23 protein-coding genes are annotated in these 26,806 nt (G+C 70.3%); 15 read left to right on the top strand and 8 right to left on the bottom strand.

Features of this window, described 5'->3' with window-relative positions; all coding sequences use genetic code 11:
- The first annotated feature begins 1 nt into the window (after position 1).
- From G8346_RS02335 to polA, 3 genes are read left to right on the top strand one after another with little or no spacing between them, the layout of a single operon-like run.
- Positions 2-271, top strand: coding sequence for a hypothetical protein (locus tag G8346_RS02335; protein WP_166047814.1), 270 nt, complete (start codon positions 2-4; stop codon positions 269-271).
- Positions 268-1,530 (top strand): diaminopimelate decarboxylase, encoded by a 1,263-nt coding sequence (lysA, locus tag G8346_RS02330; protein ID WP_166047813.1) that lies wholly within the window; start codon positions 268-270, stop codon positions 1,528-1,530. Before G8346_RS02335 ends, lysA begins: the two co-directional genes overlap by 4 nt.
- A complete protein-coding gene (gene polA, locus G8346_RS02325; RefSeq protein ID WP_166047811.1) occupies positions 1,527-4,232 on the top strand; it encodes a DNA polymerase I in 2,706 nt (901 codons plus the stop codon). Before lysA ends, polA begins: the two co-directional genes overlap by 4 nt.
- 179 nt (positions 4,233-4,411) lie before the next feature.
- Here polA and yihA read toward each other — a convergent pair whose 3' ends face one another.
- Complete coding sequence (yihA, locus tag G8346_RS02320) at positions 4,412-5,008, bottom strand: ribosome biogenesis GTP-binding protein YihA/YsxC (RefSeq protein ID WP_166047809.1); 597 nt, start codon at positions 5,006-5,008, stop codon at positions 4,412-4,414.
- Between the two features lie 102 nt (positions 5,009-5,110).
- Here yihA and G8346_RS02315 point away from each other — a divergent pair, with 102 nt between their 5' ends.
- A complete protein-coding gene (locus G8346_RS02315; protein WP_166047808.1) occupies positions 5,111-5,710 on the top strand; it encodes a cytochrome c in 600 nt (199 codons plus the stop codon).
- Between the two features lie 62 nt (positions 5,711-5,772).
- A complete protein-coding gene (locus G8346_RS02310) occupies positions 5,773-6,564 on the top strand; it encodes a thiol:disulfide interchange protein DsbA/DsbL (RefSeq protein ID WP_166047805.1) in 792 nt (263 codons plus the stop codon).
- Positions 6,565-6,597: 33 nt separating this feature from the next.
- Here G8346_RS02310 and G8346_RS02305 read toward each other — a convergent pair whose 3' ends face one another.
- The 5 genes from G8346_RS02305 to cls form a co-directional block, all read right to left on the bottom strand.
- Positions 6,598-7,782: an ABC transporter permease gene (locus tag G8346_RS02305; protein ID WP_166047803.1), complete on the bottom strand. Its 1,185-nt coding sequence runs from the start codon at positions 7,780-7,782 to the stop codon at positions 6,598-6,600.
- Between the two features lie 13 nt (positions 7,783-7,795).
- Positions 7,796-8,953 (bottom strand): ABC transporter permease, encoded by a 1,158-nt coding sequence (locus G8346_RS02300; protein WP_166047801.1) that lies wholly within the window; start codon positions 8,951-8,953, stop codon positions 7,796-7,798.
- Positions 8,954-8,963: 10 nt separating this feature from the next.
- Positions 8,964-9,653, bottom strand: a complete 690-nt coding sequence (locus tag G8346_RS02295; RefSeq protein WP_166047799.1) for an ABC transporter ATP-binding protein — start codon at positions 9,651-9,653, stop codon at positions 8,964-8,966.
- 16 nt (positions 9,654-9,669) lie between these two features.
- On the bottom strand, positions 9,670-10,890 hold the full coding sequence (locus G8346_RS02290; protein WP_166047797.1) for an efflux RND transporter periplasmic adaptor subunit: 1,221 nt from the start codon (positions 10,888-10,890) through the stop codon (positions 9,670-9,672).
- 70 nt (positions 10,891-10,960) lie between these two features.
- A complete protein-coding gene (gene cls / locus G8346_RS02285; protein WP_166047795.1) occupies positions 10,961-12,421 on the bottom strand; it encodes a cardiolipin synthase in 1,461 nt (486 codons plus the stop codon).
- 122 nt (positions 12,422-12,543) lie between these two features.
- Between cls and G8346_RS02280 the strand changes: the two genes are divergently transcribed.
- The 10 genes from G8346_RS02280 (at position 12,544) to G8346_RS02235 (ending at position 24,689) form a co-directional block, all read left to right on the top strand.
- Entirely contained in the window at positions 12,544-14,610 is a 2,067-nt protein-coding gene (locus G8346_RS02280) for a protein-disulfide reductase DsbD (protein ID WP_166047793.1), read from the top strand.
- A gap of 38 nt (positions 14,611-14,648) precedes the next feature.
- Positions 14,649-15,263: a thioredoxin family protein gene (locus G8346_RS02275; protein WP_166047791.1), complete on the top strand. Its 615-nt coding sequence runs from the start codon at positions 14,649-14,651 to the stop codon at positions 15,261-15,263.
- Between the two features lie 96 nt (positions 15,264-15,359).
- The gene (locus G8346_RS02270) at positions 15,360-17,939 is read left to right on the top strand and encodes a M14 family zinc carboxypeptidase (protein ID WP_166047789.1); all 2,580 of its coding nucleotides are present in this window, start codon (positions 15,360-15,362) and stop codon (positions 17,937-17,939) included.
- A gap of 25 nt (positions 17,940-17,964) precedes the next feature.
- The gene (locus G8346_RS02265) at positions 17,965-19,251 is read left to right on the top strand and encodes an META domain-containing protein (RefSeq protein ID WP_166047787.1); all 1,287 of its coding nucleotides are present in this window, start codon (positions 17,965-17,967) and stop codon (positions 19,249-19,251) included.
- Positions 19,248-20,246 (top strand): RimK family alpha-L-glutamate ligase, encoded by a 999-nt coding sequence (locus G8346_RS02260; RefSeq protein WP_166047785.1) that lies wholly within the window; start codon positions 19,248-19,250, stop codon positions 20,244-20,246. Before G8346_RS02265 ends, G8346_RS02260 begins: the two co-directional genes overlap by 4 nt.
- Complete coding sequence (locus G8346_RS02255; RefSeq protein WP_166047783.1) at positions 20,243-21,313, top strand: iron ABC transporter substrate-binding protein; 1,071 nt, start codon at positions 20,243-20,245, stop codon at positions 21,311-21,313. The genes G8346_RS02260 and G8346_RS02255 overlap by 4 nt, the downstream gene beginning before the upstream one ends.
- Positions 21,310-22,314 carry an iron ABC transporter permease gene (locus tag G8346_RS02250; RefSeq protein ID WP_206202540.1) on the top strand — a complete coding sequence of 335 codons (1,005 nt, stop codon included), beginning with the start codon at positions 21,310-21,312 and terminating at the stop codon, positions 22,312-22,314. The genes G8346_RS02255 and G8346_RS02250 overlap by 4 nt, the downstream gene beginning before the upstream one ends.
- Entirely contained in the window at positions 22,311-23,096 is a 786-nt protein-coding gene (locus tag G8346_RS02245) for an ABC transporter ATP-binding protein (protein WP_166047779.1), read from the top strand. The genes G8346_RS02250 and G8346_RS02245 overlap by 4 nt, the downstream gene beginning before the upstream one ends.
- A gap of 88 nt (positions 23,097-23,184) precedes the next feature.
- Positions 23,185-23,862, top strand: coding sequence for a tellurite resistance TerB family protein (locus G8346_RS02240; protein ID WP_166047777.1), 678 nt, complete (start codon positions 23,185-23,187; stop codon positions 23,860-23,862).
- Between the two features lie 11 nt (positions 23,863-23,873).
- Positions 23,874-24,689 carry an ion transporter gene (locus tag G8346_RS02235; protein ID WP_166047775.1) on the top strand — a complete coding sequence of 272 codons (816 nt, stop codon included), beginning with the start codon at positions 23,874-23,876 and terminating at the stop codon, positions 24,687-24,689.
- On the opposite strand, the gene G8346_RS02230 is transcribed toward G8346_RS02235, so the two are convergent.
- On the bottom strand, positions 24,663-25,640 hold the full coding sequence (locus tag G8346_RS02230; RefSeq protein ID WP_166047773.1) for a matrixin family metalloprotease: 978 nt from the start codon (positions 25,638-25,640) through the stop codon (positions 24,663-24,665). The two genes, G8346_RS02235 and G8346_RS02230, sit on opposite strands and share 27 nt — an antisense overlap.
- A gap of 138 nt (positions 25,641-25,778) precedes the next feature.
- The gene (locus tag G8346_RS02225; RefSeq protein WP_166047771.1) at positions 25,779-26,624 is read right to left on the bottom strand and encodes an HDOD domain-containing protein; all 846 of its coding nucleotides are present in this window, start codon (positions 26,622-26,624) and stop codon (positions 25,779-25,781) included.
- Positions 26,625-26,806 lie beyond the last annotated feature (182 nt).

The following is a 26,806-nucleotide window of genomic DNA, read 5'->3' as shown; positions in this document are numbered from 1 at the left end:
CATGGACCATCCGCGCTCCCGGGCCGCCACCACGCGTGCCGTCGCGTCGCTGGCGGCCTTGCTGCTGGCGGGCGGCTGCGGCATGTACGGCGACCTGTATCTCGAGGCACCCGCACCGCCACCCGCACCGCAGCCCGCGCCCGAGGTCGAGGAGCGCGAGCCGATCCTCGAGGACGCGGCGCCGGCAGTGGAGCCGGCCGCGGAGGACCAGGCCGAGAAGCCGAAGCAGGCGCCGCCGGAGGGCGGCGAGCAGGCGACGGGGCGCCCGTGAACCCGGCCTTCGCCTACCGCAAAGAACGGCTGCATGCCGAGGACGTGCCGCTGGACGACATCGCGGCGCGCTACGGGACGCCTTGCTATGTCTATTCCCGCAGCGCCCTGGAAGCGCGCTACGACGCCTTCAGCGCGGCCTTCGCCGGGCAGCCGGTCCGCGTGTGCTACGCGGTCAAGGCGAACGGCAACCTCGCCGTGCTCGACGTGCTGGCGCGCCGCGGCGCGGGCTTCGACATTGTCTCGGGCGGGGAGCTGGCGCGCGTGCTCGCCGCCGGCGGTGACCCGCGCAAGGTGGTGTTCTCCGGCGCCTGCAAGCTGGACGAGGAGATCCGCTACGCCCTGGCGCAGGACATCGCCTGCTTCAACGTGGAATCCGAGCCCGAGCTGGCCCGCCTCTCGGAGCTGGCCGTAGAGACCGGGTGCGAGGCGCGCATCGCCATCCGCGTGAATCCGGACGTGGAAGCGGGCGGCCATCGTCACATCTCCACCGGCCGGCGCGAGCACAAGTTCGGCATTGCGCTGGAAGACGCCGGCACGCTGGTGGTACGGGCCATGACCCTGCCCGGGCTCAGGCTCGACGGCGTCGCCTGCCACATCGGCTCGCAGATGATGGGCCTGGAGCCGCTGGCCGCGGCGCTGGACCAGCTCGCGGATTTCGTGCGCACGCTGCAGTCCGACAACGTGCCGTTGCGCCATGTCGATGCCGGCGGCGGGCTGGGCATCGATCACCACGGCCAGGTCGCGCCGACGCCGGCGGAATACGCCCGGGTGGTGCTCGACGCGCTCGGCGGGCTCGGTATCGAGATCGTGCTCGAACCCGGTCGCGCCATCGCCGGACCGGCCGGGCTGCTGCTGACGCGCGTGGCCTACGTGAAGCAGGGGCACGGCCGCAAGTTCGCGCTGGTCGACGCGGCCATGAACGACCTGCTGCGCCCCGCCCTGTACGAGGCCTGGCACGACATCCTCCCGGTGCGCGCCGGCGCCGCGCCCGACGCCGAACCGATCGACGTGGTCGGGCCGGTGTGCGAGACCGGCGACTTCCTCGGCCGCGACCGCAGCCTCGCGGTGCGGCCGGGCGACCTGCTGGCGGTGGCTGACGGCGGCGCCTACGGTTTCGTCATGAGCTCCAACTACAACGCCCGGCCGCGGGCCAGCGAGGTGATGGTGGCGGGCACGCAGACGCGCCTGGTGCGGCGTCGCGAGACGGTGGCGTCACTGTGGCACGGCGAGACCACCTTCGGCGAGGCAGAGGAATGAGCAAGCCGCAGCTGGTGCTGGTGGACGGCTCCTCTTACCTGTACCGCGCCTTCCACGCCCTGCCGCCCCTGACCAACAGCCGCGACGAGCCCGTGGGCGCGGTGCTCGGCGTGGTGAACATGCTGCTGAAGCTGATCGAAGAACACCGGCCGGAACATTTCGCGGTGGTGTTCGACGCCAGGGGCAAGACCTTCCGCGACGAGCTCTTCGCCGAGTACAAGGCCAACCGCCCGCCCATGCCCGACGAGCTCTCGGCACAGGTCGGGCCGCTGCTGGAAATCGTCCAGGCGCTGGGCCTGCCCATCCTGCAGGTGTCCGGCGTCGAGGCCGACGACGTCATCGGCACGCTGACGCAGCAGGCGCGCGCGGCCGGCATGCGGACGCTGGTCTCCACCGGCGACAAGGACATGGCGCAGCTGGTCAACGGGGACGTCACGCTGGTCAACACCATGACCGGCAAAGTGCTCGACCGCGCCGGCGTGGAAGAGAAGTTCGGCGTCCCGCCCGAGCGCATCGTCGACTGGCTGGCGCTGGTGGGCGACAGCTCCGACAACATCCCCGGCGTGCCGAAATGCGGCCCCAAGACCGCGACCAAGTGGCTCACGGAGTTCGGCGACCTGGACACGCTGAAGGCGCGCGCCGACGAGGTCGGCGGCAAGATCGGCGAGAGCCTGCGCGCGCATCTCGAGCAGCTCGAGCTGTCGCGCGAGCTGGCCACCATCCGCTGCGACGTCGAGCTCGAGCAGGGCCCTGCCGACCTCAAGCCCGACGCGCCCGACGTTCCGCGCCTGCGCGAGCTGTACACGCGACTGGAGTTCAACACCCTGCTGCGCAAGCTGCCCGAAGGGGACGCGCCGCAGGCTGCGGGCGCCGCGGAGGACACGCCGGCGACGATCGTCGCCGACTACGAGACCGTGTTCACCGCCGCGCAGCTCGACGACTGGCTGGCGCGGCTGGCGGCCGCGGAAGACTTCGCCTTCGACACCGAGACCGACAGCCTCGACTACATGCAGGCCCGCATCGTCGGCGTGTCCTTCGCCGTCGAGCCGGGGTGCGCCGCTTATGTGCCGCTGGCGCATCACGATCCGGACGCCCCGCAGCAGCTCGATCTCGAGGCAACGCTGGCTAAACTCAAGCCCCTGCTGGAAGACCCGGCGCGGGGCAAGATCGGCCATCACCTCAAGTACGACATGCACGTGCTGGCCAATCATGGTGTCGCCCTGCAGGGCATCCGCTACGACACCATGCTCGAGTCCTACGTGCTGGACTCGACGGCGACGCGCCATGACATGGACTCGGTGGCGCTGAAGTACCTCGGCTACGAGACGATCCGCTACGAGGACGTGGCCGGCAAGGGCGCCAAGCAGATCACTTTCGACCAGGTGCCGGTGGCGACGGCGGCGCCCTACGCCGCCGAGGACGCGGACGTGACCCTGCGCCTGCATCGCGAGCTGTGGCCGCGGCTGGTCGAGACTCCCGGGCTGCAGTCCGTCTACGCGGACATCGAGCTGCCGCTGGTGCCCATCCTCGGCGCCATGGAACGCCACGGCGTGCTGCTGGACACGGCGCTGCTGAAGCGCCAGAGCCGCGAGCTGGAACAGGGCATGGCGGCGGCCGAGGCCGCGGCGTTCGCCGCGGCGGGCGGCAAGTTCAACATCGGCTCGGCCAAGCAGCTGCAGGAAATCCTGTTCGAGCGCCTGGGGCTGACACCGCTGCGCAAGACGCCAGGCGGCCAGCCCTCGACGGCCGAGGACGTGCTGGAGGAGCTCAGCGCGGAACACGAGCTGCCGCGGCGGGTGCTGGAATACCGCGGCTTGGCGAAGCTGAAGTCGACCTACACCGACAAGCTGCCGGAGCTGTGCGACGCCGGCCACCGCGTGCACACCTCCTACCACCAGGCGGTGGCGGCCACCGGGCGCCTGTCCTCCTCCGACCCCAACCTGCAGAACATCCCGGTGCGCACTGCCGAGGGCCGGCGCATTCGCCAGGCCTTCATCGCACCCGACGGCTACCGCCTCGTGGCCGCCGACTACTCGCAGATCGAGTTGCGCATCATGGCGCACCTGTCCGGCGACGAAGGACTGCAGGCCGCCTTCCGCGAGGACCAGGACATTCACCGCGCCACCGCCGCGGAGGTGTTCGAGACGCCGCTGGACGAGGTCACGCCCGAGCAGCGCCGCTCGGCGAAGGCCATCAACTTCGGCCTCATCTACGGCATGTCGGCCTTCGGCCTCGCACGCCAGCTCGGCATCGAGCGCGCCGCGGCGCAGGAATACGTGCAGCTCTACTTCGAGCGCTACCCCGGCGTGAAGCGCTACATGGACGAGACGCGCCGGAGGGCGCGCGAGGACGGCTACGTCACGACCGTGCTCGGGCGGCGCCTGCACCTGCCGGAGATCCGCTCGCGCAACAGCCAGCGCCGCCAGTACGCCGAGCGCAGCGCCATCAACGCGCCCATGCAGGGCACGGCGGCAGACATCATCAAGCTGGCCATGATCCGCGTGGCCGACTGGCTGGCCGCGGGCAAGGTCGACGCCCGCCTGATCATGCAGGTGCACGACGAGCTGGTGTTCGAAGTGGCCGAGCGTGACGTGCAGGCCCTGGTCGAGGCGCTCGATCACCTGATGGGGGATGCGGTGGAGTTGTCCGTGCCGCTCAAGGTGGACGCCGCCGCCGGGCTGAACTGGGACGAGGCGCACTGACGGCGGCTGCCCCCCGGAACTTTTGCGGCATTGCGGGAGTCTGTATCGGTGAGCGCCAATCTGACGCTCGCCCGCCACCCTCCCTGGGCGGGCCAGCTGTCCGGTTCCCCCAAGCCGGACCATGTATTGCCCCGGGGCGTATTCGCCTCGGGGCCTTTTTTTTCAAAAACTTACGGGGGTCAGACCCCGTTGCGGAGGCCGAGAAAGCGGTCCAGGACCAGCCGCGCCTCATCCAGCCCGGTGTTCTTGAGCGCCGAGAACAGCTGGGCGGAGGCCGCGTCGCCCACCTCCCGGCGCACCGCCAGCAGCGTTGCCGCACCGGCCCCGCGCGACAGCTTGTCCGCCTTGGTCAGCAGCAGGTGCACCGGGCACCCTGCGGCGCGGGCCCAGCCCAGCATCCCCTGGTCGAACTCGGTCAGCGGTCGCCGCGCGTCCATGACGATGAACAGCCCGGCCAGCGACTGGCGGTGATGGAAATAGTCGTCCATCAGTTCGCCCCAGTGACGGCGCACCGCCTCCGGGACCCGCGCAAAGCCATAGCCGGGCAGGTCCGTGACCCGCAACCCCTCGCCGAGGCTGAAGAAATTGACCAGCTGGGTGCGCCCGGGCGTCTTGCTGGTGCGCGCCAACCCGCGCCGGCCGAGGATGGCGTTGATGGCGCTGGACTTGCCGGCGTTGGAGCGCCCGGCGAACGCCACTTCGCGGCCGTCATCAGGCACGAACTGGCTGCGCTTGTTGGCGCTGGTGAGGAACTCGGCGTCCGGATAGGCGCTCATGGCGGTGGACTGCAACTCGGTGAGGTGGTGTAGAATTTCGGGTTCTACCCGCCGGACGCCACGCTGGCAAGTCGGCAGGACAACCACCGGAGATTATGAGCCATGAGGATGCTTCTCGCCGTCGCCGCCGCGGCTGCGGCCCTGGGGATGAACGACACCGCGCTGGCCGAGGGTTCCGTGGAAGCCGGCCAGCAGAAATCCGCGGTCTGCATGGCCTGCCACGGCCCGGACGGCAACAGCCTCAACCCCGAGTGGCCGAGCCTGGCCGGCCAGCATGCCAGTTACATCGTCGCCCAGCTCCAGGCTTTCAAGTCCGGCGAGCGCCAGAACCCGCTCATGTCGCCCATGGCCGTCGGCCTGACCGAGCAGGACATGCTCGACCTCGCCGCCTTCTACGAGGCCCAGGCCCCGGCGGCGCTCGAGGCGGACCCGGCGCTGGTGGAAGCCGGGCGCAAACTCTATATCGGCGGCAACCAGGAAAGGGGCGTTGCGGCCTGCATCGCCTGTCACGGCCCCACCGGCCGCGGCAACCCCATGGCACTGTATCCCGTGATCTCGGGCCAGCACGCAACCTACATCGCCAGCGCGCTGCGTGCCTACGCTTCCGGCGAGCGCGTCAACGCCATGATGCAGGAAATCGCCGCCAGGATGTCCGATGAAGACATCGCCGCGGTCAGCACCTACATCCAGGGCCTGCGCTGAGAAGGAACTCCGCCGCACCTGGGCTGCCTTAAGAAAATCAAGCATTCCCGAGGAGACCGGACATGACCCGAACCGCCCTTGCCCTGCTCGCCGCAGTCCTGCTGGCCGCATGCAGCCCCGAGCCGCCGGCCAGCACCGGCAGCACCGACGCTGCCCCGGCGGCGCAGTCGTCGCAACCGGTTTCCCGGCCGACCACCCAGGCCCCGGCGCAGCCGCGCGCTGCAGAACAGCAGGCCCCTGCCCCGACCCGGGTGGCGCAGGCGAACACGGCGCCGGCCTCCGATGCGCGCTTCGTCGCCGGCGAACACTACCGCGTGCTGAACCCGGCGCAGCCGACCAGCGTCGCACCGGGCAAGGTCGAAGTGGTCGACGTGTTCTGGTACGGCTGCGGTGGTTGCTACATGCTCGCGCCGTACCTGGAGGCCTGGGCGAAGTCCAAGCCCGACGTCGCCGAGTACGTGCGCATGCCCGCGCCGCTGAACCCTGGCTGGGAGCCGCAGGCGCGCCTGTATTTCGCCACCAAGGCCCTGGGCATCGAAGACCAGACTCACGCGGCGATCTTCAACGAGTACCACGTCGAGCGTAACCCGCTGAACACCATCGACCAGATGGTGGAGTTTCTCGGCCGCTATGACGTGCCCGCCGACAAGGCGCGCGAAGCGCTTACCAGCTTCAGCGTCGACTCCGAGCTGCGCGCCGCCAAGGTGCGTGCCGGACGCTACCGCCTGACCTTCGTCCCGGCGGTGGTGGTGAACGGGAAATACGTGGTCAGCGCTGACCTGCCGGGCGGCCCGGCGGCGGTACCCGAGGTGATCAACTATCTCGTCAGCCTGGAGGCCGGCAGCAACGAATGAGGCGCCTGCACGGCGGCATCGTCAGCCCGGTTTCTAAAGCGCCCTGAGCGCGGTCGTCACTTCCTGCCGCGCGGCACGCCAGGCCGGGAGCAGGCCGCCAACGAGGCCGATGACCAGCGCCCAGGCGATGCCCTGGGCGAGCAGTGCGCCGGAGACCTTGAAATCGAACGCCACCTGGCTGAAGTTCGCCCCGAGGGTCGATACGGTGTAGCCGTTGAACAGGGCCCACGCCAGGCCGCCGCCGACCAGGCCGCCGACCAGGGCCAGCAGCAGGGCCTCGATCAACACCGACATCACGATGGCCGCGCCGCCGAAACCGAGCGCCCGTAGCGTGGCGATCTCGCGCGCACGGGTGGAGATCGCCGCATACATGGTGTTGAGGGCGCCGAACAGGGCACCGATCGCCATGATGTAGCCGACCGTGTAGCCGAGCACATTGATGAGCGTGCTCATCTGTTGTGACTGGGCGCTGAAATAGGCCTGCAGCGTCTGCGCCTCGACGTTCAGGCGGGGGTCGTCGGCCAGCGCGGCGCGAAAGCCGTCCATCGCGTCGGGGCTCTCCAACTGCACCGTCACCGACTGGAGGCCGCCACGGCGGTAGGCGGACATGACGGTTTCAGCATCGCCCCAGAGCTCTGACTCGTGCGCCCCGCCGCCGGCCGAGAAGATCCCCACCACCGTCCAGTCGGCATCCCTGAAAGCCACACGCGCGCCCACCTCGAGGCCGGCGAACTGGCTCGCCGCACCGCGGCCGACGATGAGCTCGCGCGGCCCCGGCTCGAGCGCGCGGCCGGCGATGATCTGCACTTCGGGCCGCAGTGCGAACGCGCCGGGCTGCACGCCGCGTATCGGCGCGTTCGCCAGCGTGCCGGTGCCCGCCTTCGGCAGGTCGGCGATGACCAGTATTTCCGCGGATGCCACCGGCTCGCCGTCCGCCCCGCGCGCCACGCCCGGCAGGCGCTTGATCAGGTCGACCGTCTCGCGACCGAGGCCGCTGGTCAGCTCCGAGGTGGCGCCGCTGCGCAGCACGATGGCCTGGTCGGCCTTCCCCGCGGCGCCCAGCGTGGCGCGGAATCCTTCGCCCATGGCGAGGATCGCTGTCAGCACACCCACCACGCCGGCAATGCCCACGACGATGACCAGCGAGGTACTCCAGCGCTGCGGCACGCTACGCAGGTTCATGAGCGATACCGCCAGCACTTGCCTGATGACATTCATGCTCCGCCGCCTCCTACTGGTGCCCGCCGAGGGCGTCGACGACCCGCAGCCGCATCGCCCGCCAGGCGGGCGGCAATCCCACGACCAGGCTCAGCGCCACCATGAGCAGCACGCCCATCCCCACCACCGACAGGCTGATGCCCTGGATACCGAAACCCGCCAGCATTGCGCCCAGCCCGCCCAGGGCCGCGGCCGCCAGGCCGAGGCCGATGAGTCCGCCGAGCAGCACCAGCACCAGGGACTCCGCCACCACCAGCCCGAGCACGGCGCGGTCGCTGAATCCCAATGTCTTCAGGATCGCCAGCTCCGGCACCCGCTCCCGCACCGCCTGCGCCATGGTGTTCCCGGTCAGCACCAGGATGGTGAAGAACACCGCGCCCAGGATCGCGGTGACGATCAAGCCGATGTCGCCGAACTGTCGCGCGAAGCCCTGTGCGAAGGCTTTCTCCGTCTGGGTCTTGGTCTCGTTGCTGGAGTTCTCGAACAGGGCATCCACGGCCTGCGCCACGTCCTCGGCACGGTCCGGATCCTCGACCTGCAGGATGAACCAGCCGACCGTGCCGCGCGCATATTGCCGCGCCTCGTCGAAAAATTCCCACTGGAACAGCAGCGCGCCTTCGTTCTGCTCTGATCCCGGGCTGGTATAGATGCCCGAGATCTCGAAGTTCCACTCGTTGTTGCCGCCGCGTTGCGGCCAGATGTCGGCCACCAGCGTGACGCGGTCGCCGACCTGCCAGCCATAGCGCTCCGCCAGCGACTGCCCCACGACGGCGCCGTCCCGGGTGGCTTGCCAGCGTTCACGCGCCGCATCGTCCAGCTCGATCTCCGGCGCCGCGCGCAGGTAGCGTTCGGGATCGACCGGAAACACGGCGAACTGCGCGGGACGATCCTGGTAGGAACCGCCGAACCAGCTGGCGAAAGCGACTTCCTTGACGCCGGGCACCGACTCGATCTGCGGCAGGTAGCTGATCGGAAGCATCTCTATGATCGAGTAACGGGAGTTGGTGATGAGGCGATCCGCGCGCGCCTGCTCGGCGCCCGCCTGGAACGCCTCGTTCACGGCCTGCAGCAGGCCGAACAGCAGGAAGGCCACGATCACGGACAGCACCGTCAGCACCGTGCGCACTTTCTTGCGAAACAGGCCCGCCCAGACCAGGTGCAGGTATTTCATGCCCGGGCCCTCAGGCCGACTCCGTGTCAGGCAACAGCGCGCCCTTGTCGAGCCGCACCAGCCGGCGCGCATGGTCGGCGGCCTTCGGATCGTGGGTCACCATGACGATGGTCTTGCCGTGCTCGCGGTTGAGCATCTGCAACAGCTCGAGGATCTCGTCCGCGGTCTCGCGATCGAGGTCGCCGGTCGGCTCGTCGCACACCAGCAGCGAGGGGTCGGACACGATGGCCCGGGCGATCGCGACGCGCTGCTCCTGTCCGCCGGACAACTCGCGCGGCTTGTGGTTGGCGCGGTCCGCCAGGCCGACCAGCTGCAGCGCGACCGCGGCATTCTTGCGCCGCTGCGCCGCCGACAGTTTCGTCAGCAACAGCGGCAGCTCGACGTTGCGCTGCGCGGTCAGCACCGGCAGGAGATTGTAGAACTGGAACACGAAGCCGACGTGGGCGGCGCGCCAGCGCGCCAGGGCGCCCGAGCTCATGCGCTCCAGCGACTGGCCGTCCACCTTGATGCTGCCGGCCGTGGGCGAATCGAGCCCGCCGATCAGGTTCAGCAGGGTCGTCTTCCCCGAACCGGACGGGCCCATCAGGGCAACGAAGTCGCCGCGCTCGATGTCCAGGTCGACGGAGTGCAGCGCTTCCACCTTCTGCTTGCCGCGGGTGTAGACCTTGCTGAGGCCGCGTATCTCGATCACTGCGCTCATCGTTCCTCCTGCCTGCCTACTCGACCCTGACCATGCTGCCGTCCTCGAGCCCCGCGGGCGGATCGAGCACCACGCGTTCGCCGCTGCGCAGGCCCTCGAGGACCTGGCGAAACTCGCCCCGCGCCTCCCCGACCTCGACCTGCCGCCGCACGACGTTCTCGCCCTGGAGCACGAAGACATGGCTGTCGCCGTCCGCATCGACCAGCGCCGCGGCCGGCACCAGCAGCCGCGACGGCGCGTTCGGCGCTGCAGGTTCGTCGGCCGAGAGAAAGGCCACGCGCACGCCCATGTCCGGCACGATGCGCGCGTCCCGCTCGAGGATGGCCACGCGCACGCGCACGGTTGCGCGGCTGCGGTCCGCGGTCGGGATGATGGCGATGACCTCGGCCGGGATGCGCCAGTTCGGGTACGCGTTGAGCACGGCTTCCACGGGCTGGCCCGGATATACGCGCTGGATGAAAGACTCGTTGACGTCCACCTGGACCTCCAGCGAATCCATGTCGACGATGGTGCCGATGCCGGTGCGGGTGAACCCGCCGCCTGCGGACACCGGCGAGATCATTTCGCCCGGCTGTGCCGCCTTCACGGTCACGATCCCGGCGAAGGGCGCGCGGATCACCGTGTTCCCGAGGCGCACGCGGGACAGCTCCAGCGAACGCTGCCCCACCTCCACACCCGTGGCCGCGCTCTCCAGTCGCGCCGCCAGCGCCTCGACCTGCGTCGCGGCCGCATCCAAGGCCGCCTGGGATGTGAGCCCACGCCCGACCAGCTCCTGCTGGCGCGCGAGGTCCTTTTCCGCCTGCTGGAGCTGGGCACGGATTTCCGCGAGCTGCGAGCGCGCCGAATCGAGTTGCGCCTCCGCCAGCGCCACCTGGGCGCGCCATTCGGTGTCGTCGAGGGTGGCCAGGACCTGCCCTTCCTCGACTTCCATGCCCTCTTCGATCAGCACGGTTTCGACCTGCCCGGTGACCTGGGCCGAGACGGTGGCGATGCGGCGCGCGGTCACGTAGCCGGTGGCGTCGAGCACCGAGCGTGTCGCGTTCGACTGCGGCGCCTGGACTGCCGCGACGCGCACCGCGACAGCTTCATCAGGGGCGAAGACGAGGAAGTAGGTGGCGGCAGCAGCCACCGCGAGCAGCACCAGGATAGCCGCCACCCAGCGGCCCGTGCGCGCCCCTGCCTGCGCCGGCTCGTCGCGCTCGATCTTCAGCTGCTGCAGGAGTTCAGCCTTGTCCATGGCGGGCGATTCTAGCAGGGAGGATGGCGCAGTATTCTGCCGGCCCGGGCGCGGCAGGCAGCGCAGCGGCTCACAGCAGCGGCCCCATCAGTCGCAGCACGCCCTCGGCCACCCGGGCGCCCAGCGAACGCTCGCGCCAGGCGCGCGGGTGCAGCAGCACCGAGTCGTGCAGGTAACGCGCCTGCAGCTCACGCACGCGGCTGACACAGTCGCGGTCGTAGATGAACAGCGAGATCTCGAAGTTCAGCCACAGGCTGCGCATGTCGATGTTCACCGAGCCCAGCACGGCGATGCGGCCGTCCACCGTGATCGCCTTGGTGTGCAGCAGGTCCGGCTCGTAGCGCGCGATCTGCACCCCCGCCGCCAGCAGCTCCTCGAAGCACGCCGCCCCCGCGTAGCGCGCCAGCACCGAGTCCAGCTTCTGCGGCACGTTGAGCGTCACCGCCACGCCGCGCCGCGCCGCCGAGACCAGCGCCGTCATGATCGACTCGTCGGGCACGAAGTACGGCGTGGTGAGGATCAGCTCGCGCTCGGCCGAATACAGCAACGACAGCAGCAGCTGGTGGATCGAGGCGCGGTTCAGCCCCGGGCCGGAGGGCACCACCTGCACCACCGTGTCGCCTTCCTCGTGCACGGCCTTCAGGTCGGCCGTCTCGAGAACCTCCATCCCCTCGTCCGTCTCCAGCTCCCAGTCCTCGAGGAAGGCGCCGTTGAGCACCTCGACGGCCGGGCCGCGCAGCCGCACCATGGCGTCCACCCAGCGACCCACGCCGGCGTTGCTCTTGAAATAGGCCGGGTCCACCAGGTTCATGCTGCCCGTGTAGCCGATCTCGCCGTCGATCACCACGATCTTGCGGTGGTTGCGCAGGTCCATGCGCACGAACAGCATGCGCAGCAACCCGACCGGCAGCTGGCTCACGACCTGCACCCCGGCGGCGCGCAGGGCGCGCGCGGCGCGGCTGCGCAGGAAACGGCTGGCGCCGACGTCGTCGACCAGCACGCGGCAGACGACGCCTCGCTCGGCCGCGCGCACCAGGGCCGCCTCGACCTCCGCGGCGCGCCCGGCGGATTCCCAGATGTAGAACTCGAGGTGGCAGGTGCTGCGGGCGGCGTCGATGTCCGCCACCAGCGTGGCGACGAAATCGTCCCAGCCTTCCAGCAGTTCGAGCGCATGCCCCTGCAGCGCGACGAAGCCGGTGATGGACTCGCCGTGACTGGCCAGCGAGCGGGCGCGCGGGTGCAGCCGGTTCCAGTCGATTTCCGAGCGCGTCTTCAGCCGCCCCTGCCAGCCGCGGTAGAGGTCGTGGATTTCTGTCCAGCGCCGCGCGCGCTTGTTGCCGAGACGGTTCTCGCCGATGAATAGGTACAGCGCCGGTCCGAACAGGGGCAGCACGAACAGGATCACCAGCCAGGCCAGCGTGCTGCCCACCGGCAGGTGCCGGGAAAGGATGCGCACCGCCAGGCCGGCCACCAGCAGCATATGGCCGCCGAGCAGCAGCGCCGAGAGCAGTCCGCCCTCCACCACTTCCATGCGCCCTCCGGCATGCTCAAGGAAGGGGCAGTATAGGACAGGCGCGCGAGCCGTCCCCGGAACCCCTCCGACCCCGCCCGGTCGTACAATCCCATGCCCGAACCGAGGACCGAGTCCCGCCGATGCGCCTGAGATCGCTGCTGCTGGTGCTCCTGCTGACCACCGCCTCGTCGCATGCCGCGGCTGCGGCAGAGGCGCCGCTGCGCACGGACCACCTCTACTCGCGCCTGGTGGCGCAGCAGGCAACCGCGGTGCCCGGGGAAATACTCCGCCTCGGGCTGTGGCTGCAGCACGACCCGGAATGGCACACCTACTGGCGCAACCCGGGCGATTCGGGGCTGCCCACGCGGGTGAACCTGGAACTGCCGCCGGGGTTCTCGGCCGGCGCCATCGCGTGGCCGATTCCCGAGCGCCTGCCGGCCGGACCACTGGTGAACTTCGGTTACGGCGGCACCATGGTGCTGCCGATCGAGGTGCCTGTCCCGGCGGATTTCGCCGGCGACGAACTGGTCATCGAGGCCACGGCGGACTGGCTGATCTGCCGGGTCGAGTGCTTGCCCGGAGAAGGCAGCTACACCCTGCGCCTCCCCGTCGCCACCGAAGCCGACGCAGCGGAAAACGACCCGCGCTGGGGCGAGGTCTTTGCCGCCGCCCTGCGCCGCCAGCCGCAAGCGGCTGCCAGCGCGGCGACCGTCAGCTTCACGGCCGAAACGGTCGAGCTCCAGTTGCCCGCTGGCCTGAATCCGGCGCCCGATGCCGCGTGGACCTACTTTCCCGTCACCCCGCAGGTGACCTCGAACGCGATAGAGCCGCGCTGGCTCGAGACCGGCGACGGCACGGCGCTGGTGCTGCCGAAGAGCGACTATTTCACCGCCGCGCCGCAGCGCTTCGAGTTCCTCCTTGCGCGCGGCGATACGGGCCTGCTGTTCAGCGCCGTCCCGCGCGCGGACGCCGCACCGGGCGCAGCGCAGGGCACGACAGCGCCGGGCCCGGGCGGCACGCCGGGCGTGCTGGCCGCGATCGGCCTCGCACTGCTGGGCGGGCTGATCCTCAACCTCATGCCCTGCGTGTTCCCGGTGCTGTTCCTCAAGGCTGCAGGGGCCATGGAAGCGGCCGGCGACCGCGCGCTGCTGCGTCGCCACGGCCTGCTTTACACCGCCGGCGTGGTGTCCAGCTTCCTCGTCGTGGCCGGCGCCTTGCTGGCGCTGCGGGCCTCGGGCGAGGCACTGGGCTGGGGCTTCCAGCTGCAGGCGCCCGCATTCGTCGCCGGCCTGGCGCTGCTGTTTTTCGTGCTGGCGATGAACTTCGCCGGCCTGTTCGAGTTCCGCGGCCGGCTCGCCGGGCTCGGCCAGGGCCTCGCTGCAGGCCACGGCGACCGCGCCGCGTTCTTCACCGGGGTGCTCGCCTGCCTGGTGGCGAGCCCCTGCACCGCCCCGTTCATGGGCGTCGCGCTCGGCGTGGCGCTGGCCCTGCCCGCGGGCGCCGCGCTGGCGATCTTCGCCGCCCTCGGCCTCGGCCTGGCGCTGCCGATTTTGGCGTTGGGCTGGGTGCCGGGACTGGCGCGGGCGTTGCCGCGCCCCGGCCCGTGGATGGACACCTTCCGTCGGCTGCTGGCCTTCCCGCTGCTGCTCACCGTGACCTGGCTGCTGTGGGTCTACGGCGAACAGACCTCGGTGCTGGCCATGAGCTGGCTGCTCGCCGCGTTGGTCGGCATCGCCTTCGGCCTGTGGCTGCTGCGCGCCGGCGGCGCCTGGCGCATCCCGGCCTGGGGCGTGCTGCTCGCGAGCCTGGTCCTGCCGCTGTTGCAGTCACCCGCGCCGAGCACCGGACCTGCACCCGCGGCCGCAGCCGCACACGAGGCCTGGACGCCCGACCGGCTCGCTTCCGCCCGTGCGGCCGGTGAACCGGTGCTGGTGAACATGACGGCGGCGTGGTGCATCACCTGCCTGGCCAACGAGCGCGTCGCCCTGTCCTCGCCGCGGGTGGCCGCAGCGCTGGAGGAGCGCGGCGTGCGCTACCTCAAGGGCGACTGGACGCGGCGTGACTCCGACATCACCGCCTACCTCGAATCCTTCGGCAGGAGCGGCGTGCCGCTGTATGTGCTGTATCCCGGTCCCGGGCGCGAACCGGTGGTGCTGCCGCAGCTGCTGACCGTGGACATCGTGCTACAGGCGCTCGACGACATCTGACACGCAATCACTGACATTCGACCAGCAAGGAGAGAACCATGTACAAGACCCTGGGCGTCGCCCTCGCACTCACCCTGGCGGCGTCGCCGGCCGCTTCACCAGCTTTGGCCGCGGACGCGAAAATCGGCGAGCCCGCACCCGCCTTCACCCTCACCGACACGGCGGGCGTCACGCACAACCTGTCCGACTTCGCCGGCAAGACCGTGGTGCTGGAGTGGACCAACCACGACTGCCCGTTCGTGAAAAAGCATTACAACGGCGAGAACATGCAGCGCCAGCAGGCTGAGGCCACCGCCGACGGCGTGGTGTGGCTGGTGGTGAACTCTTCGGCCGAGGGCAAGCAGGGCCACGTGAGCCCGGCGCAGGCCGACCAGATCCAGGCCGAATGGAAGGCGCAGCAGACCGCCTACCTGTTCGACACCGACGGCACCGTCGGCACGGCCTACGGCGCCAAGACCACGCCGCATATGTACATCATCGATCCCGCGGGCGTGCTGCGCTACAACGGCGCCATCGACTCGATCCCGAGCGCCAACGTCGCCGACATCGAGAAGGCCGAGCAGTACGTGGAGATCGCGCTGGCGGAGCTGGCGGAGGGCAAGCCGGTCAGCCGGCCGCTGACCCAGCCTTACGGCTGCAGCGTGAAGTACTGACCGCTGCCGGCTGCAGCTGAACTGCGGCCCCGGCGCACGCCCGCGCCGGGGCCGCTATCATGTCCCGCTTTGCAAGCTGCCGGAGTCCCGCTGCCGATGAGCCCGACAAGACTCACATTCTTCCTGGCCGGCCTCGTGCTCGCCTTGCGCGTCTCCGCCGCCCCGGGCCTGCCCGAGGGCCAGGCCATGGACACCACGGTGCCGGCGCCGGCCGAGGTGCTCGGTTTCGAGCCGGGCGAGCGTCACCCGCGGCATGACCAGGTGGTGGCGTATTTCGAGGCCCTGGCCGCCGCGTCCGACCGCGTGCGCATCGAGTTCACCGGCGAGACGCACGGCGGTCGCCCGCTCATGCTGGCCTACTTCGCTCAGCCCGAACGGCTGGCCGACCTCGACGCCCTGCGGGCTGCGCGCCAGGATGCGAGCCGCAAGGGCGAAGGCCCGCCGGTGGCCTGGCTCGGCTACTCGGTGCACGGCAACGAGGCCTCGGGCGCCTCGGCCGCGATCGTGACGGCCTGGCACCTGGCGGCCTCGCGTGACCCGGAAGTGCTCGACTGGCTCGACAACATGATCATCGTCATGGAGCCGGTGCTGAACCCGGACGGCCTGGACCGTTTCGCCCACTGGGCCAACATGCATCGCGGCCGCCATCCGTCCGCCGACCCGCTGGACCGCGAACACCACGAGACCTGGCCCAACGGCCGCACCAACTACTACTGGTTCGATCTCAACCGCGACTGGCTGCCGCTGGTGCATCCGGAGTCGCGGGCGCGCCTCCGGCACTACCATGCCTGGCGGCCGCACGTGATCACCGACACCCACGAGATGGGCTCGGACGCCACTTACTTTTTCCAGCCCGGCGTGCCGGAACGCGCCAACCCGCTGATCCCGGCGCGAAACCAGGAACTCACCACCCGCATCGGCCGCTTCCACGGCGAGATCCTGGACGGCGCCGGCGAGCCCTATTACACCCGCGAGCAGTTCGACGACTACTACGTCGGCAAGGGCTCGACCTACCCGGACGTCACCGGCGGCGTCGGCATCCTGTTCGAGCAGGGGTCGGCGCGCGGGCATCTCATGGATACGTCCTACGGCCAGCGCAGCTTCGCCGACGCCATCGCCAACCAGGTGCGCACCTCCATCTCGACGCTGCGTGCGAGCCGCGCCATGGCGGACGAACTGATCGCCTACCAGGCCGAGTTCTTCGCGGCTGGCCGCGACCAGGCACGGCGCGATCGCAATGCCGGCTGGCTGCTCGCCGATGGCGGCGACCCGATGCGCGCCCGCGCGCTCCTCGAGGTACTGCTGGGGCACGGCATCGAGGTGCGGCCCGTGGCGGCGGACAGCCGCCAGGACCGGCCCGAGCAACGCTGGTTCATCCCGGCGCAGCAGGACCAGTACCTGCTGCTGCGCGCCATGTTCGACGTCTCCGCCGAGCCCGGCGCCGACATCTTCTACGACGTCTCGGCCTGGCCGCTGCAGCGCGCCTGGAACCTGCCGGTCACGCCCGTGCGCCGGGCGCCGGACACGGGTGCACCGCTGCAGGCGCTGCCGGAGCTCCCGCCCGTGACGCTGCCGGAAAACGCCGTGGCCTGGCTGGTGCCCTGGGACCAGCACCGCGCGCCCGCGTTGCTGGCCGCGTTGCTCGCCGAGGGTTACCGGGTACAGGCGGTCACCGAACCGCTGGTGGCACAGACGACCGCGGGACCGCTCGCCCTGGTGCGCGGCGGCCTGGTGATTCACGGCGGCATCCAGCCGGAGCAGCTGCCGCCCGTGTCCGGGCGCCTCGCGGCGCTGGCGACCCGCTACGGCGTGCAGGTCGGCGCAGCGACCAGCGGCCTGAGCCAGGCCGGCATCGACCTGGGTGCGCCGGGCGCCGCGGTGCTGGAGGCGCCCCGCGTCGCCATGCTCACCGGACATCGGCTCAACCCCTACAGTGCCGGCTACACCTGGCACTGGTTCGACACCCGCCTGGACCAGCCGCTCACGCAGGTGGACTGGCATCGCCTGCCGCGACGCCTCAAGGGCTTCACTCACCTGGTGCTGCCGGACGGCGACTATGCCGACATGCCTGAGTCCGTCGCCGAGACCCTGGTGGAGTTCGTGCGCGGCGGCGGCCAGTTGCTCGCGGTGCGACGCGCGGCGCGCTGGGTGGAGGACCTCGAGCTCGAATGGAACTTCGTGGACGGCGAGGACACTGCCGACACGGCCGGAGACGCGGCGCCCGCGGGCGAGCCGAACGAGTCACAGGCCGCAGCGGCACCCGAGCGGCGCCCTTACGGCGCAGCCCGCGACGACCGCGGCCGCGAGCAGATCGGCGGCAGCGTGCTGCGCATGCAGCTCGACAACACGCACCCGCTGGGCTTCGGCTACGCCGAGGAGGAACTCAGCGTGATGCGGCGCGGCGACCAGGTGCTGCGCGCGGTCGACAACCCTTACGTGCAGCCCGGCACCTATGCCGACGATCCCCTGGTCGCCGGCTACCTGTCGGAGCGCAACCGCGAGCGCCTCGCGGGCGGCCCGGCGCTGGTGGCCACCCGTCACGGCGCCGGGCTGGTGGTGCGCATGGCGGACGATTATCTTTTCCGGGGTTACTGGCAGGGCACCGAAAGACTCTTTGCCAATGCACTGTTTTTCGGCAGCCTGGTAGAACGCACGCCGGCGCCGGATGAAGACTAGGGGCCCCGACTGGAGGGAACGCAGCATGAACACTGTCCGCACCGCGATGCTGGCGCTCGGCCTGGCCGCGCTGGCCGGTTGCCAGGCACCGGGAGGCGCCATGCCCGCTGAGACGCTGCTGGTGCAGGGCACCCTCACCTATCCGGAGCGCATCGCGCTGCCGTCCGACAGCGTGGCGACGGTCGAGTTGCGGCGCTTCGACGCCAGCGGCGAACACGTCGCCGCCGTGCTGGAAATCACGCTGCAGGGCCGCCAGGTGCCGATCCCCTTCCTGCTCGAAACCGGCATCGAGGCTGGCGCAGCGGCCGTGTACGAAGTCCGTGGCGGCGTGACGCTGGCCGGGCGCGCGTATCGCGTCACGCGGCCGTTGATGATCGACCCCGCCGGCGGCGAGATCGATCTCGGCCTGCTGCGCCTGCTGCCGGTGGACCAGGTCGCCATCGGTACCCATTACCTGTGCGGCCCCGTCGACCTGCTGTTCGGCGCCGAGGGCGAGAACGCGCGCATGGTGGTGAACGGCCAGGTGTTCGACATGGCGCCGGCGCGGGCCGCTTCGGGCGCGCTGTACCGTGCACTCGGCGACGAGACCACCTTCTTCCACGGCAAGGGCAAGGAGGCGCTGGTGGAGATCGAGGGCCGCCGGCTGCCGACCTGCCGCCAGGCCGAGCCGCCGGCACAGCCCTTCCGCGCCCGCGGCCAGGAGCCGGGCTGGAACGTGACGCTGGCTGACGGCCGCGCCGAGCTCGTCCTCGACTACGGACAACAGCGCGTCTCGCTGCCGCTGTTCGCCACCAGCAGCGAGGCCCGCGTGACGCGTTTCCGCGCCGCCGACGGCACCCACCGCATGGCCATGGACGTGGCCCGACGCCAGTGCAACGACAGCATGAGCGGCATGCCGTATCCCTACGTCGTGGCGCTGGAGGTCGACGATCGCGTGCTCACCGGTTGCGGCGGCGAGCCGATCGACCTGCTCGCCGGCCGCGAGTGGGTGGTGGAGGATCTCGACGGCGGCGGCATCATCGACCGCTCGCGCATCACCCTCGAGTTCGACCCCCAGAGCGGGCGCGTGCACGGCCTCGGTTCATGCAACCGCTACAACGCCGGTTACGCCTTGAGCGGCGAAGGCATCAGCTTCAGCGGCGCCGCAGCGACCAGGATGGCCTGCGCGCCGGCGCTCATGAACCAGGAACAGAAGTTCTTCCGCATCCTCGAGGGCGTCAACCGCTTCGACATCGACGCCACCGGCGCCCTGCGGCTGTCCGGCGCGGCCGGCAGCCTGAAAGCCTACCCGACGAGCGTGCCACCCCGATGACCGCGCCGGCGGTCCACGTCATCCACGAGAACCCGGAGTGGCTGGTGCCGCTGCGCGCGACGCTGGAGGCCGAGGGCGTGCCCTGGGTCGACTGGTTCGTGCACGAGGGTCGCGTGGACCTGGGCGCAGCCCCGCCCGAGGGCGTGTTCTACAACCGCATGAGCGCCTCCTCGCACACCCGCGACCACCGCTACGCGGTGGAACTCACGGCGCAGCTGGTCGCCTGGCTGCAGCACCACGGCCGCCGCGTGGTGAACGGCCGGCGCGCCCTGCAGCTGGAAGTCTCCAAGTTCGAGCAGTACCTGTCCTTGCGGGCGCACGGCGTGCGCACCCCCGCGACCGTCGCCGCCAGCGGGCGTGACGAGATCCTCTCCGCGGCGCGCGCCCTCGGCCAGGCGCCCTTCATCCTCAAGCCCAACCGCGGCGGCAAGGGCCTCGGCGTGCAGCTGTTCAACGACGTCGACGCGCTGGAACGCGCGCTCGCGGGCCTGCGCGACGTGGGCGAGATCTCGCTCGACGGCATCGCGCTGCTGCAGGAATACATCCGCCCGGCCGCCGGGTTCATCACCCGCATGGAGTTCATCGGCGGGCGCTATTACTACGCGGTCGAAGTCGACACCTCGGGCGGCTTCGAGCTGTGCCCGGCCGATGCCTGCGAGGTCGGCGAGGCGTTCTGCCCGGCGCCCGGCGAGCAGCCGAAGCAGAAGTTCCGCCTCTCGGAGCGCGAGCCCGATGCGGAACTCTTGGCCCGGCTGGAAGAATTCCTCGGCGCCAACGACGCCGAGATCGCGGCGGCCGAGTTCGTGGAGAACGAGCACGGGGAGTGTTTCGTCTACGACATCAACATGAACACCAACTACAACCAGCAGGCGGAGCGCGCGGCCGGCGGCGGGCGCGACGCCATGCGCGAGGTGGCGCGCTTCCTCGGCCGGGAACTGGCCCGTGCACGCGCCCGGGAAGTCGACGGCCTCCCCGTCGGGCGCACGGGGACATGAGCGTTTCCGCACGCCGCGCACTCACGGGAACGCTGCTGCTCGGCGCCCTGCTGCTCGGCGCGTTCGCCGCGACCTCTTCGGCCCAGGCCAGGACGATCACGGACAGCGCCGGCCGCGTGGTCGAGATCCCCGACGAGATCAACACGGTGTTCGCCTCCGGCCCGCCGGCGTCGATCCTGGTCTACGTGCTGCGGCCGGACGTGCTGAGCGGCTGGCCGCGCGCCATCCGGCCCGAGGAAGCGCCTTATATCGCCGCGCCCTATCGCGACCTGCCCGAGACCGGCCGCCTCACGGGCCGCGGCGGGGACGCCAACCTGGAGCGCGTGCTCGAGATCAAGCCGGACCTGGTCATCGACTTCGGCTCGGTGCGCGACACCTACATCGACCTCGCCGACCGCGTGCAGCGCCAGACCGGGATTCCCTACATCCTCGTCGACGGTCGCTTCGAGGCGACGCCGGCGGCGCTGCGGCTGGTGGGCGCGGCGCTCGGCGTGCCCGAGCGCGGCGAGCTGCTGGCGCGCGACGTGGAACAGACCTTCGCGCGCCTCGACGCCATCCTCGCGGACACGCCGGAAGAGGAGCGGCCGCGGGTCTACATGGCGCGCGGCCCGGACGGGTTGGAGACCGGCCTGAAGGGCTCCATCAACACGGAGATCATCGAGCGCGCCGGCGGGCGCAACGTGGCGGATCCCGGCGACGGGCGACGCGGACTGGTGCAAGCCTCCATCGAACAGGTGATGTTCTCGGACCCGGAAGTGATCGTGACCTGGGATCGCAATTTCCATGCCCAGGTGTTCCACAACCCGATGTGGAGGGGCATCGAGGCGGTGCGCGCAGGCCGCGTCTATCTCTCGCCCACCGCGCCCTTCGGCTGGATCGACCGGCCGCCCTCGCTGAACCGGCTGATGGGCCTGAAGTGGCTGGCGGGCCTGTTTTATCCCGAGCAGTGGGACGCGGACCTGAGAGAAGAAGCCCGGGCCTTCTACCGCCTGTACTACCATGTCGATCCCACCGAGGAAGACCTGGACCGGCTGCTGGAATGGAGCGAGGGGACACCGCCGCAATGAGCGCCCGCACGACGGGACCGCAGCTCACGCTCGGTCTCGTGCTCGGCGTGCTGGTGCTGTTCCTCGCCCTGGGCGCGCTCACCATCGGGCCATTTCCGCTCTCGCCCGGTCAGGCGCTCGCTGCGCTGTTCGGCGCCGGCGATGCGCAGGCGCAGCTGGTGGTGCAGGGCATCCGCCTGCCGCGCGTGGTGGCTGCGCTGTTGGTCGGCGCCGCGCTGGCGGCCGCGGGCGCCAGCTACCAGACCCTGTTTCGCAACCCCCTCGTCTCTCCCGACATCCTCGGCGTGTCCGCCGGCGCCGGGCTGGGCGCGGTGATCGGCATCTTCCTCTCCATGCCGGTGGTGGCGATCCAGCTGTTCGCCTTTGCCGGCGGCCTTGGCGCGGTGCTCCTGGTGACGGTGGTGGCCGCGGCGGTGCGCAACACCGACCGGGTGCTGGCGCTGGTGTTGACCGGCGTGGTGATCGGCGCGCTGGCCGGCGCCGCCACTTCGCTGCTCAAGGTACTGGCCGATCCCTACGACCAGCTCCCGGCCATCACTTTCTGGCTGCTCGGCTCGCTGGCCTCCACCACTCCGGAAGACATCTGGCCGGCGCTGCCGGCGGTGCTGCTCGGGCTGGTGCCGCTGCTGCTGCTGCGCTGGCGCATCAACGTGCTCGCGCTGGGCGACGACGAGGCGCGTGCGCTGGGCGTCGAGGCCGGTCGCATCCGTTTCATCGTCATTGCCGCCGCGACGCTCATCACGGCCAGCGTCACCGCCGTCGCCGGCGTGGTGGGCTGGGTCGGGCTGGTGATCCCGCACATCGCGCGCATGCTGGTGGGCCCGAGCTTCGCCCGCCTGCTGCCGGTCTCTGCCGTCGTGGGTGCGGGCTACCTGCTGGTGGTCGACACCCTGGCGCGCACCATCGCCGAGGTCGAAGTCCCGCTGGGCATACTCACGGCGGTCATCGGCGCGCCGTTCTTCATCTGGCTGCTGGCTTCCGGGCGCAGGGGCTGGTCGTGAAGCTCGAGGCGCGCGGGCTGGAAATCGGTTACGGCCGCACCGTCGTCGGCCGCGACATCGACCTGGCCGTGGCGCCGGGCCGCATCTTCTGCCTGCTCGGCCCCAATGGCTGCGGCAAGACCACGCTGTTCCGCACCCTGCTCGGGCTGATCCCCAGGCTGGGCGGCGAGGTCACGCTCGGCGGCGAGCCGATCTCGCGCCTGTCGCGGGCGGAGATGGCGCGGCGCATCAGCTACGTGCCCCAGGCCCACGCGCCGCCCTTCCCTTACGAGGCCATCGAGATCGTGATGATGGGACGCACCGCGCGGCTCGGGCGCTTCGCGCAGCCGGGCGCGTCAGACCGCGCGGCCGCCTACTCGGAAATGGAGCGTCTCGGCATCGCCGACCTGGCGCAGCGCGACTACAGCCGGCTGTCCGGCGGCCAGAGGCAACTCGTGCTCATCGCCCGCGCCCTGGCGCAGCGTGCGCCGCTGGTCGTGATGGACGAGCCCACCGCCAGCCTGGATTTCGGCAACCAGTCGCTGGTGCTGGGCGAGATCGAGAAACTGGCACGCGCGGCCAGCCTGGACGGCCAGGGCGTGATCCTGTCCACGCACAACCCGGATCATGCCTTCGCGCTCGGCGCCGAGGTGGTGCTGATGCACGACGGCGGGATCTATCGGCGCGGCCGCCCGGAGGAGGCGCTCACGGCGGCAACGTTGAGCGAGGTCTACGGCGTGCCGGTGCTGGTGGAGCGCACGCCGAGCGGGCGGCACGTGTGCTTGCCCGGCGCCGCGCCCTGAACCGGACGCAGCGGAAACCCGGACGCAACGGGAACCCGGCCGCTCGTTCGCGGTCGAATGCGGTTCGCCAGCCAGGGAGAGAGCGACGATGGATGCAAAGAAACTGCTCGACCAGTTCATCGGCAGCGGTGCCGCGGGCGGCTTCGCCGGCGGGCTCGCCGGCGGTGCGCTCGCCAGCGCCTTCATGGGCAAGAAAGGCCGCAAGCTGACGAAGTCGGCAGTGAAGATCGGGGGCCTGGCCCTGGTCGGCGGGCTGGCCTACAAGGCCTGGCAGAACCACAAGCAGTCCACGGCTGCGGGCACGGTCACCGCGGCCGGCACAGCGGCCCGGGCCGCCGGACCCGAGCCGGTGCCGGCCGTGCCGCAGGGCACCGGCTTCCTGCCATCCCCGGGCGATACCCGCGGCGCGGAAGAGCTCAGCCAGCTGATCGTGCGCGCCATGATCTCGGCGGCCAAGGCCGATGGCCAGATCGACACCCGCGAAAGCCAGATGATCCTGCAGCAGGTCAACAGCTCGCAGCTTGACGAGGAAGACAAGGCCTTCCTGTTCGCCGAGTACTCGAAGCCGCTGGACATCGAGGGCCTGGTGGCCGCCGTGGACTCGCCCGAGCACGCTGCCGAGGTGTACGCCGCCTCGGTGCTGGTGGCGCATCCCGCCTCGCCCGCGGAGAAGATCTACCTCGACACGCTGTCCCGGGCGCTGCAACTCGAGCCCGGACTGGTGCGGGAACTTCACTCCGCTGTAGAGTCCAGCACCACCACCTGAGCCCATAGCCCATGCGCGAGCGCGTCGCGAACTGGATCCAGCAGCCGAGGTTCCAGTCGACCATCATCGGCCTGATCCTGCTCAACGCCGCGATCCTCGGCCTCGAGACCTGGCCCGCCGCCATGGACGCGGCCGGCGGGCTGTTGAAGGCGGTGGACCGCGCCATCCTGGCGGTGTTCGTGGTGGAGATCGCCTTGCGTATCTACGCGCACCGGGCCGCGTTCTGGCGCGATCCCTGGAGCCTGTTCGACTTCGCCGTGGTGGCCATCGCCCTGGTGCCGGCGTCCGGGCCCTTCTCCGTGCTGCGCGCCTTGCGCGTGCTGCGGGTGCTGCGCCTGCTCACCATGGTGCCGTCGATGCGCCGCGTCGTCGGCGCGCTGCTCGCCGCGATCCCGGGGCTCGGCTCGATTGCGCTGGTGCTGGCGATCATCTTCTATGTCTTCGGTGTCATCGGCACCAACCTGTTCGCCGAGACCCACCCGCAGTGGTTCGGCACCCTGGGCCGCTCGCTCTATACCCTGTTCCAGGTGATGACCCTGGAGAGCTGGTCGATGGGCATCTCGCGCCCGGTGATGGAAGCGCATCCCTACGCCTGGCTGTTCTTCATCACCTTCATCCTGGTGGCGACTTTCACCATGCTGAACCTGTTCATCGCCATCATCGTCAACGCCATGCAGACCTTCCAGGAAGCAGAGCACCAGGAGACGGTGCAGGCCCTGCACGAGACCCAGGAGCACATCGAAGGCGAGCTGCACGCAGAGATGCGCTCACTGCGGGCGGAGATGGCGGAGCTGCGCGCGCTACTCGGGACTCGCTCCGGCCACTAGGCGATCGCCGCATACGTCTGCCAGCGCCGCCCGATCGGCGGCGGCCAGCGCCACCGGTCCCCTGCGCCCGGGCTGGAGCTCGCCGCCCTCGTGCAGCAGGGCGTGCATGACGGCGCCGGGCTGCTCGACATGACCCAGGCCCAGTGCATGCCCGAACTCGTGCGCCAGCACCCACACCAGCGCGTCGAAGCTCGCGGCCCGGAACACGTCGATGCGCCGGCCCTGCGCCGGATCGTAACTGTAGCGACCCGACTCGACCGGGTCCGGCGCCGAGGACGCATTGTATTCCTGCACCTGCGCCCGCATCTCGGCGGCACGCTGCCGCGCGTCCTCGACACGCCGGTTGTAGGCCGCGACATCGTCGTTGAGGGCGGCGGTCATGCGCTCCAGCTCGGCCAGCTCGGCGCGCAGCATGGCGCCCTCGCCTTCCAGCGCGCGCTGACGGGCTTCCGAGCGCGCCCCCGGGTCAGCGTTCCATGCGGCTACCGCGGCCTCGTGCTGCGCCAGCCGCGCCGTCAATTCTGCCGCGCGGCGCTCCCGCGACTCGCGTGCCAGCTCGATGCGACCATTCCACGCTTCCAGGTCGGCCTGTGCGTCATCCAGGTCGCGTTGCGCCAGGTCGAGCTGGCCGCGCAAGGACTGGCGCTGCACGGCGCCCTGCTGGCGCTCGTCGAACCACAGGTTGACCTGCATGGCCCGCGGTTGCGACGACTCGATGAACAGAGGCGCGGAGCTCTCCGCCTGCCAGAGCTGTGCCGCCTCCGCGAGCGCCGCATCGACCAGGAACGCGTCGAAGCCGAAGCGCGGGTCGACCTCGCCGAGCGCGTAGTGCACCGGGATGGCGCAGGGCGCATGGGCGTAGGGATCGGGCGGATAACGCAGCCGCAAAAGCTGCGACAGCAGCAACGCCAGCCCGATGGCGAGCAGGCCGACAGCCAGGAGCCTCGACATGCGGTGGGGGAGCCTGCTCATGCCCAACAGTTAACACTTTTCGGCCCCGGCAGGCCAGCCATGGCAGGTGCTCGCCGAGGCAGCGGCGGACCGCTCACATGCGGCCCATGGCCGCCTGCACCAGGGGCCGGCCTGGGCCTAGTCCACCAGCCCGAGGCTGATGCGGGTCTCTTCCACCTCACCCTGCAGGGTCGCGAGGTCTGCGACGCTGAGTTGCAGCTGTATGGCCGACGGATGCCTGGCCATACTCATCAAGCGCTCCGGCGCATCGTCTTCTGTCTTATCAGCCAGGTTGATGGCCAGCATCAGGATATGCGCCAACGCATGGTTAGCGGGGCGCTCGACCCCGGCCTGCACGGCAAAGGCCGTGATCGCATCGTTAGGCAGCTGCCAGGCCTCCGCGATGGCATAGCCGACATTCGCCTGCCAGCCGTCCACCAGCTCGCGCAGTCCAGTCGGATCAGCAAAAAGCTCAGGATGATCCGCCGCCCGGCTGTAGAGATAGATCCGTCCGATGTTGTGCAGGAGACCCACGACCACGGCCTCATCGGGGTGCGCGGCTCGCGTCTGCCTGGCCAGCAGGAAGGCCGCTGCGGCAACATCGCGACCCATCGACCATTCGGCCGCGAGAAATCCGCCGACCAGCGGGTGACTCGTCACCTCCTTCATCTGCTGGACCGCAAACCGCAGTGAAAGCGCTTGGAGCTTGACCTGCCCTATGCGAGGGATCGCAACCTTGAGATCCAGCGTTTCCTTGCCGATCCGTCGATGGAGGTAAGAGTTGCCCATCGACAGGACCGCGCCGGCCAGGGACGGCTCGGCGGCGATGACGCGGGCGATTGCATCCACGTCGAAGGCATCGTTCCCCAGCTCTTCGCGCAGGCGCAAGACCACCGACGGCAGCGCGGGCAGGTCGACCTCCTTGGCGGTCAGTTCCCGGGCAAGCTTTTCCAGCAGCTCGAAGGCCTGGTTTTTGTCGATCAATTGACTCTCCCCCACCGCGCGCAAGCGGCGTCATGCCGGTGCCTTCGGCGCGCAGCACGCTTGCCGCGAACCCTTCGCCCACGTCGGACCGGCGTCGCACCTCGAGGACGACATCATGGGTATCGGCCGGCAGCAGGGAAATATTGAATTATTTCGCGCCGGTTCCCTGCGTGTGGCGCGTA

It is taken from the genome of Thioalkalivibrio sp. XN279 (genome assembly GCF_011089885.1).
In the GTDB taxonomy this organism is placed as follows: domain Bacteria; phylum Pseudomonadota; class Gammaproteobacteria; order Steroidobacterales; family XN24; genus XN24.
The sequence above is the reverse complement of the archived record's forward strand: the minus strand, read 5'-3'. Positions and strand labels throughout refer to the sequence as shown.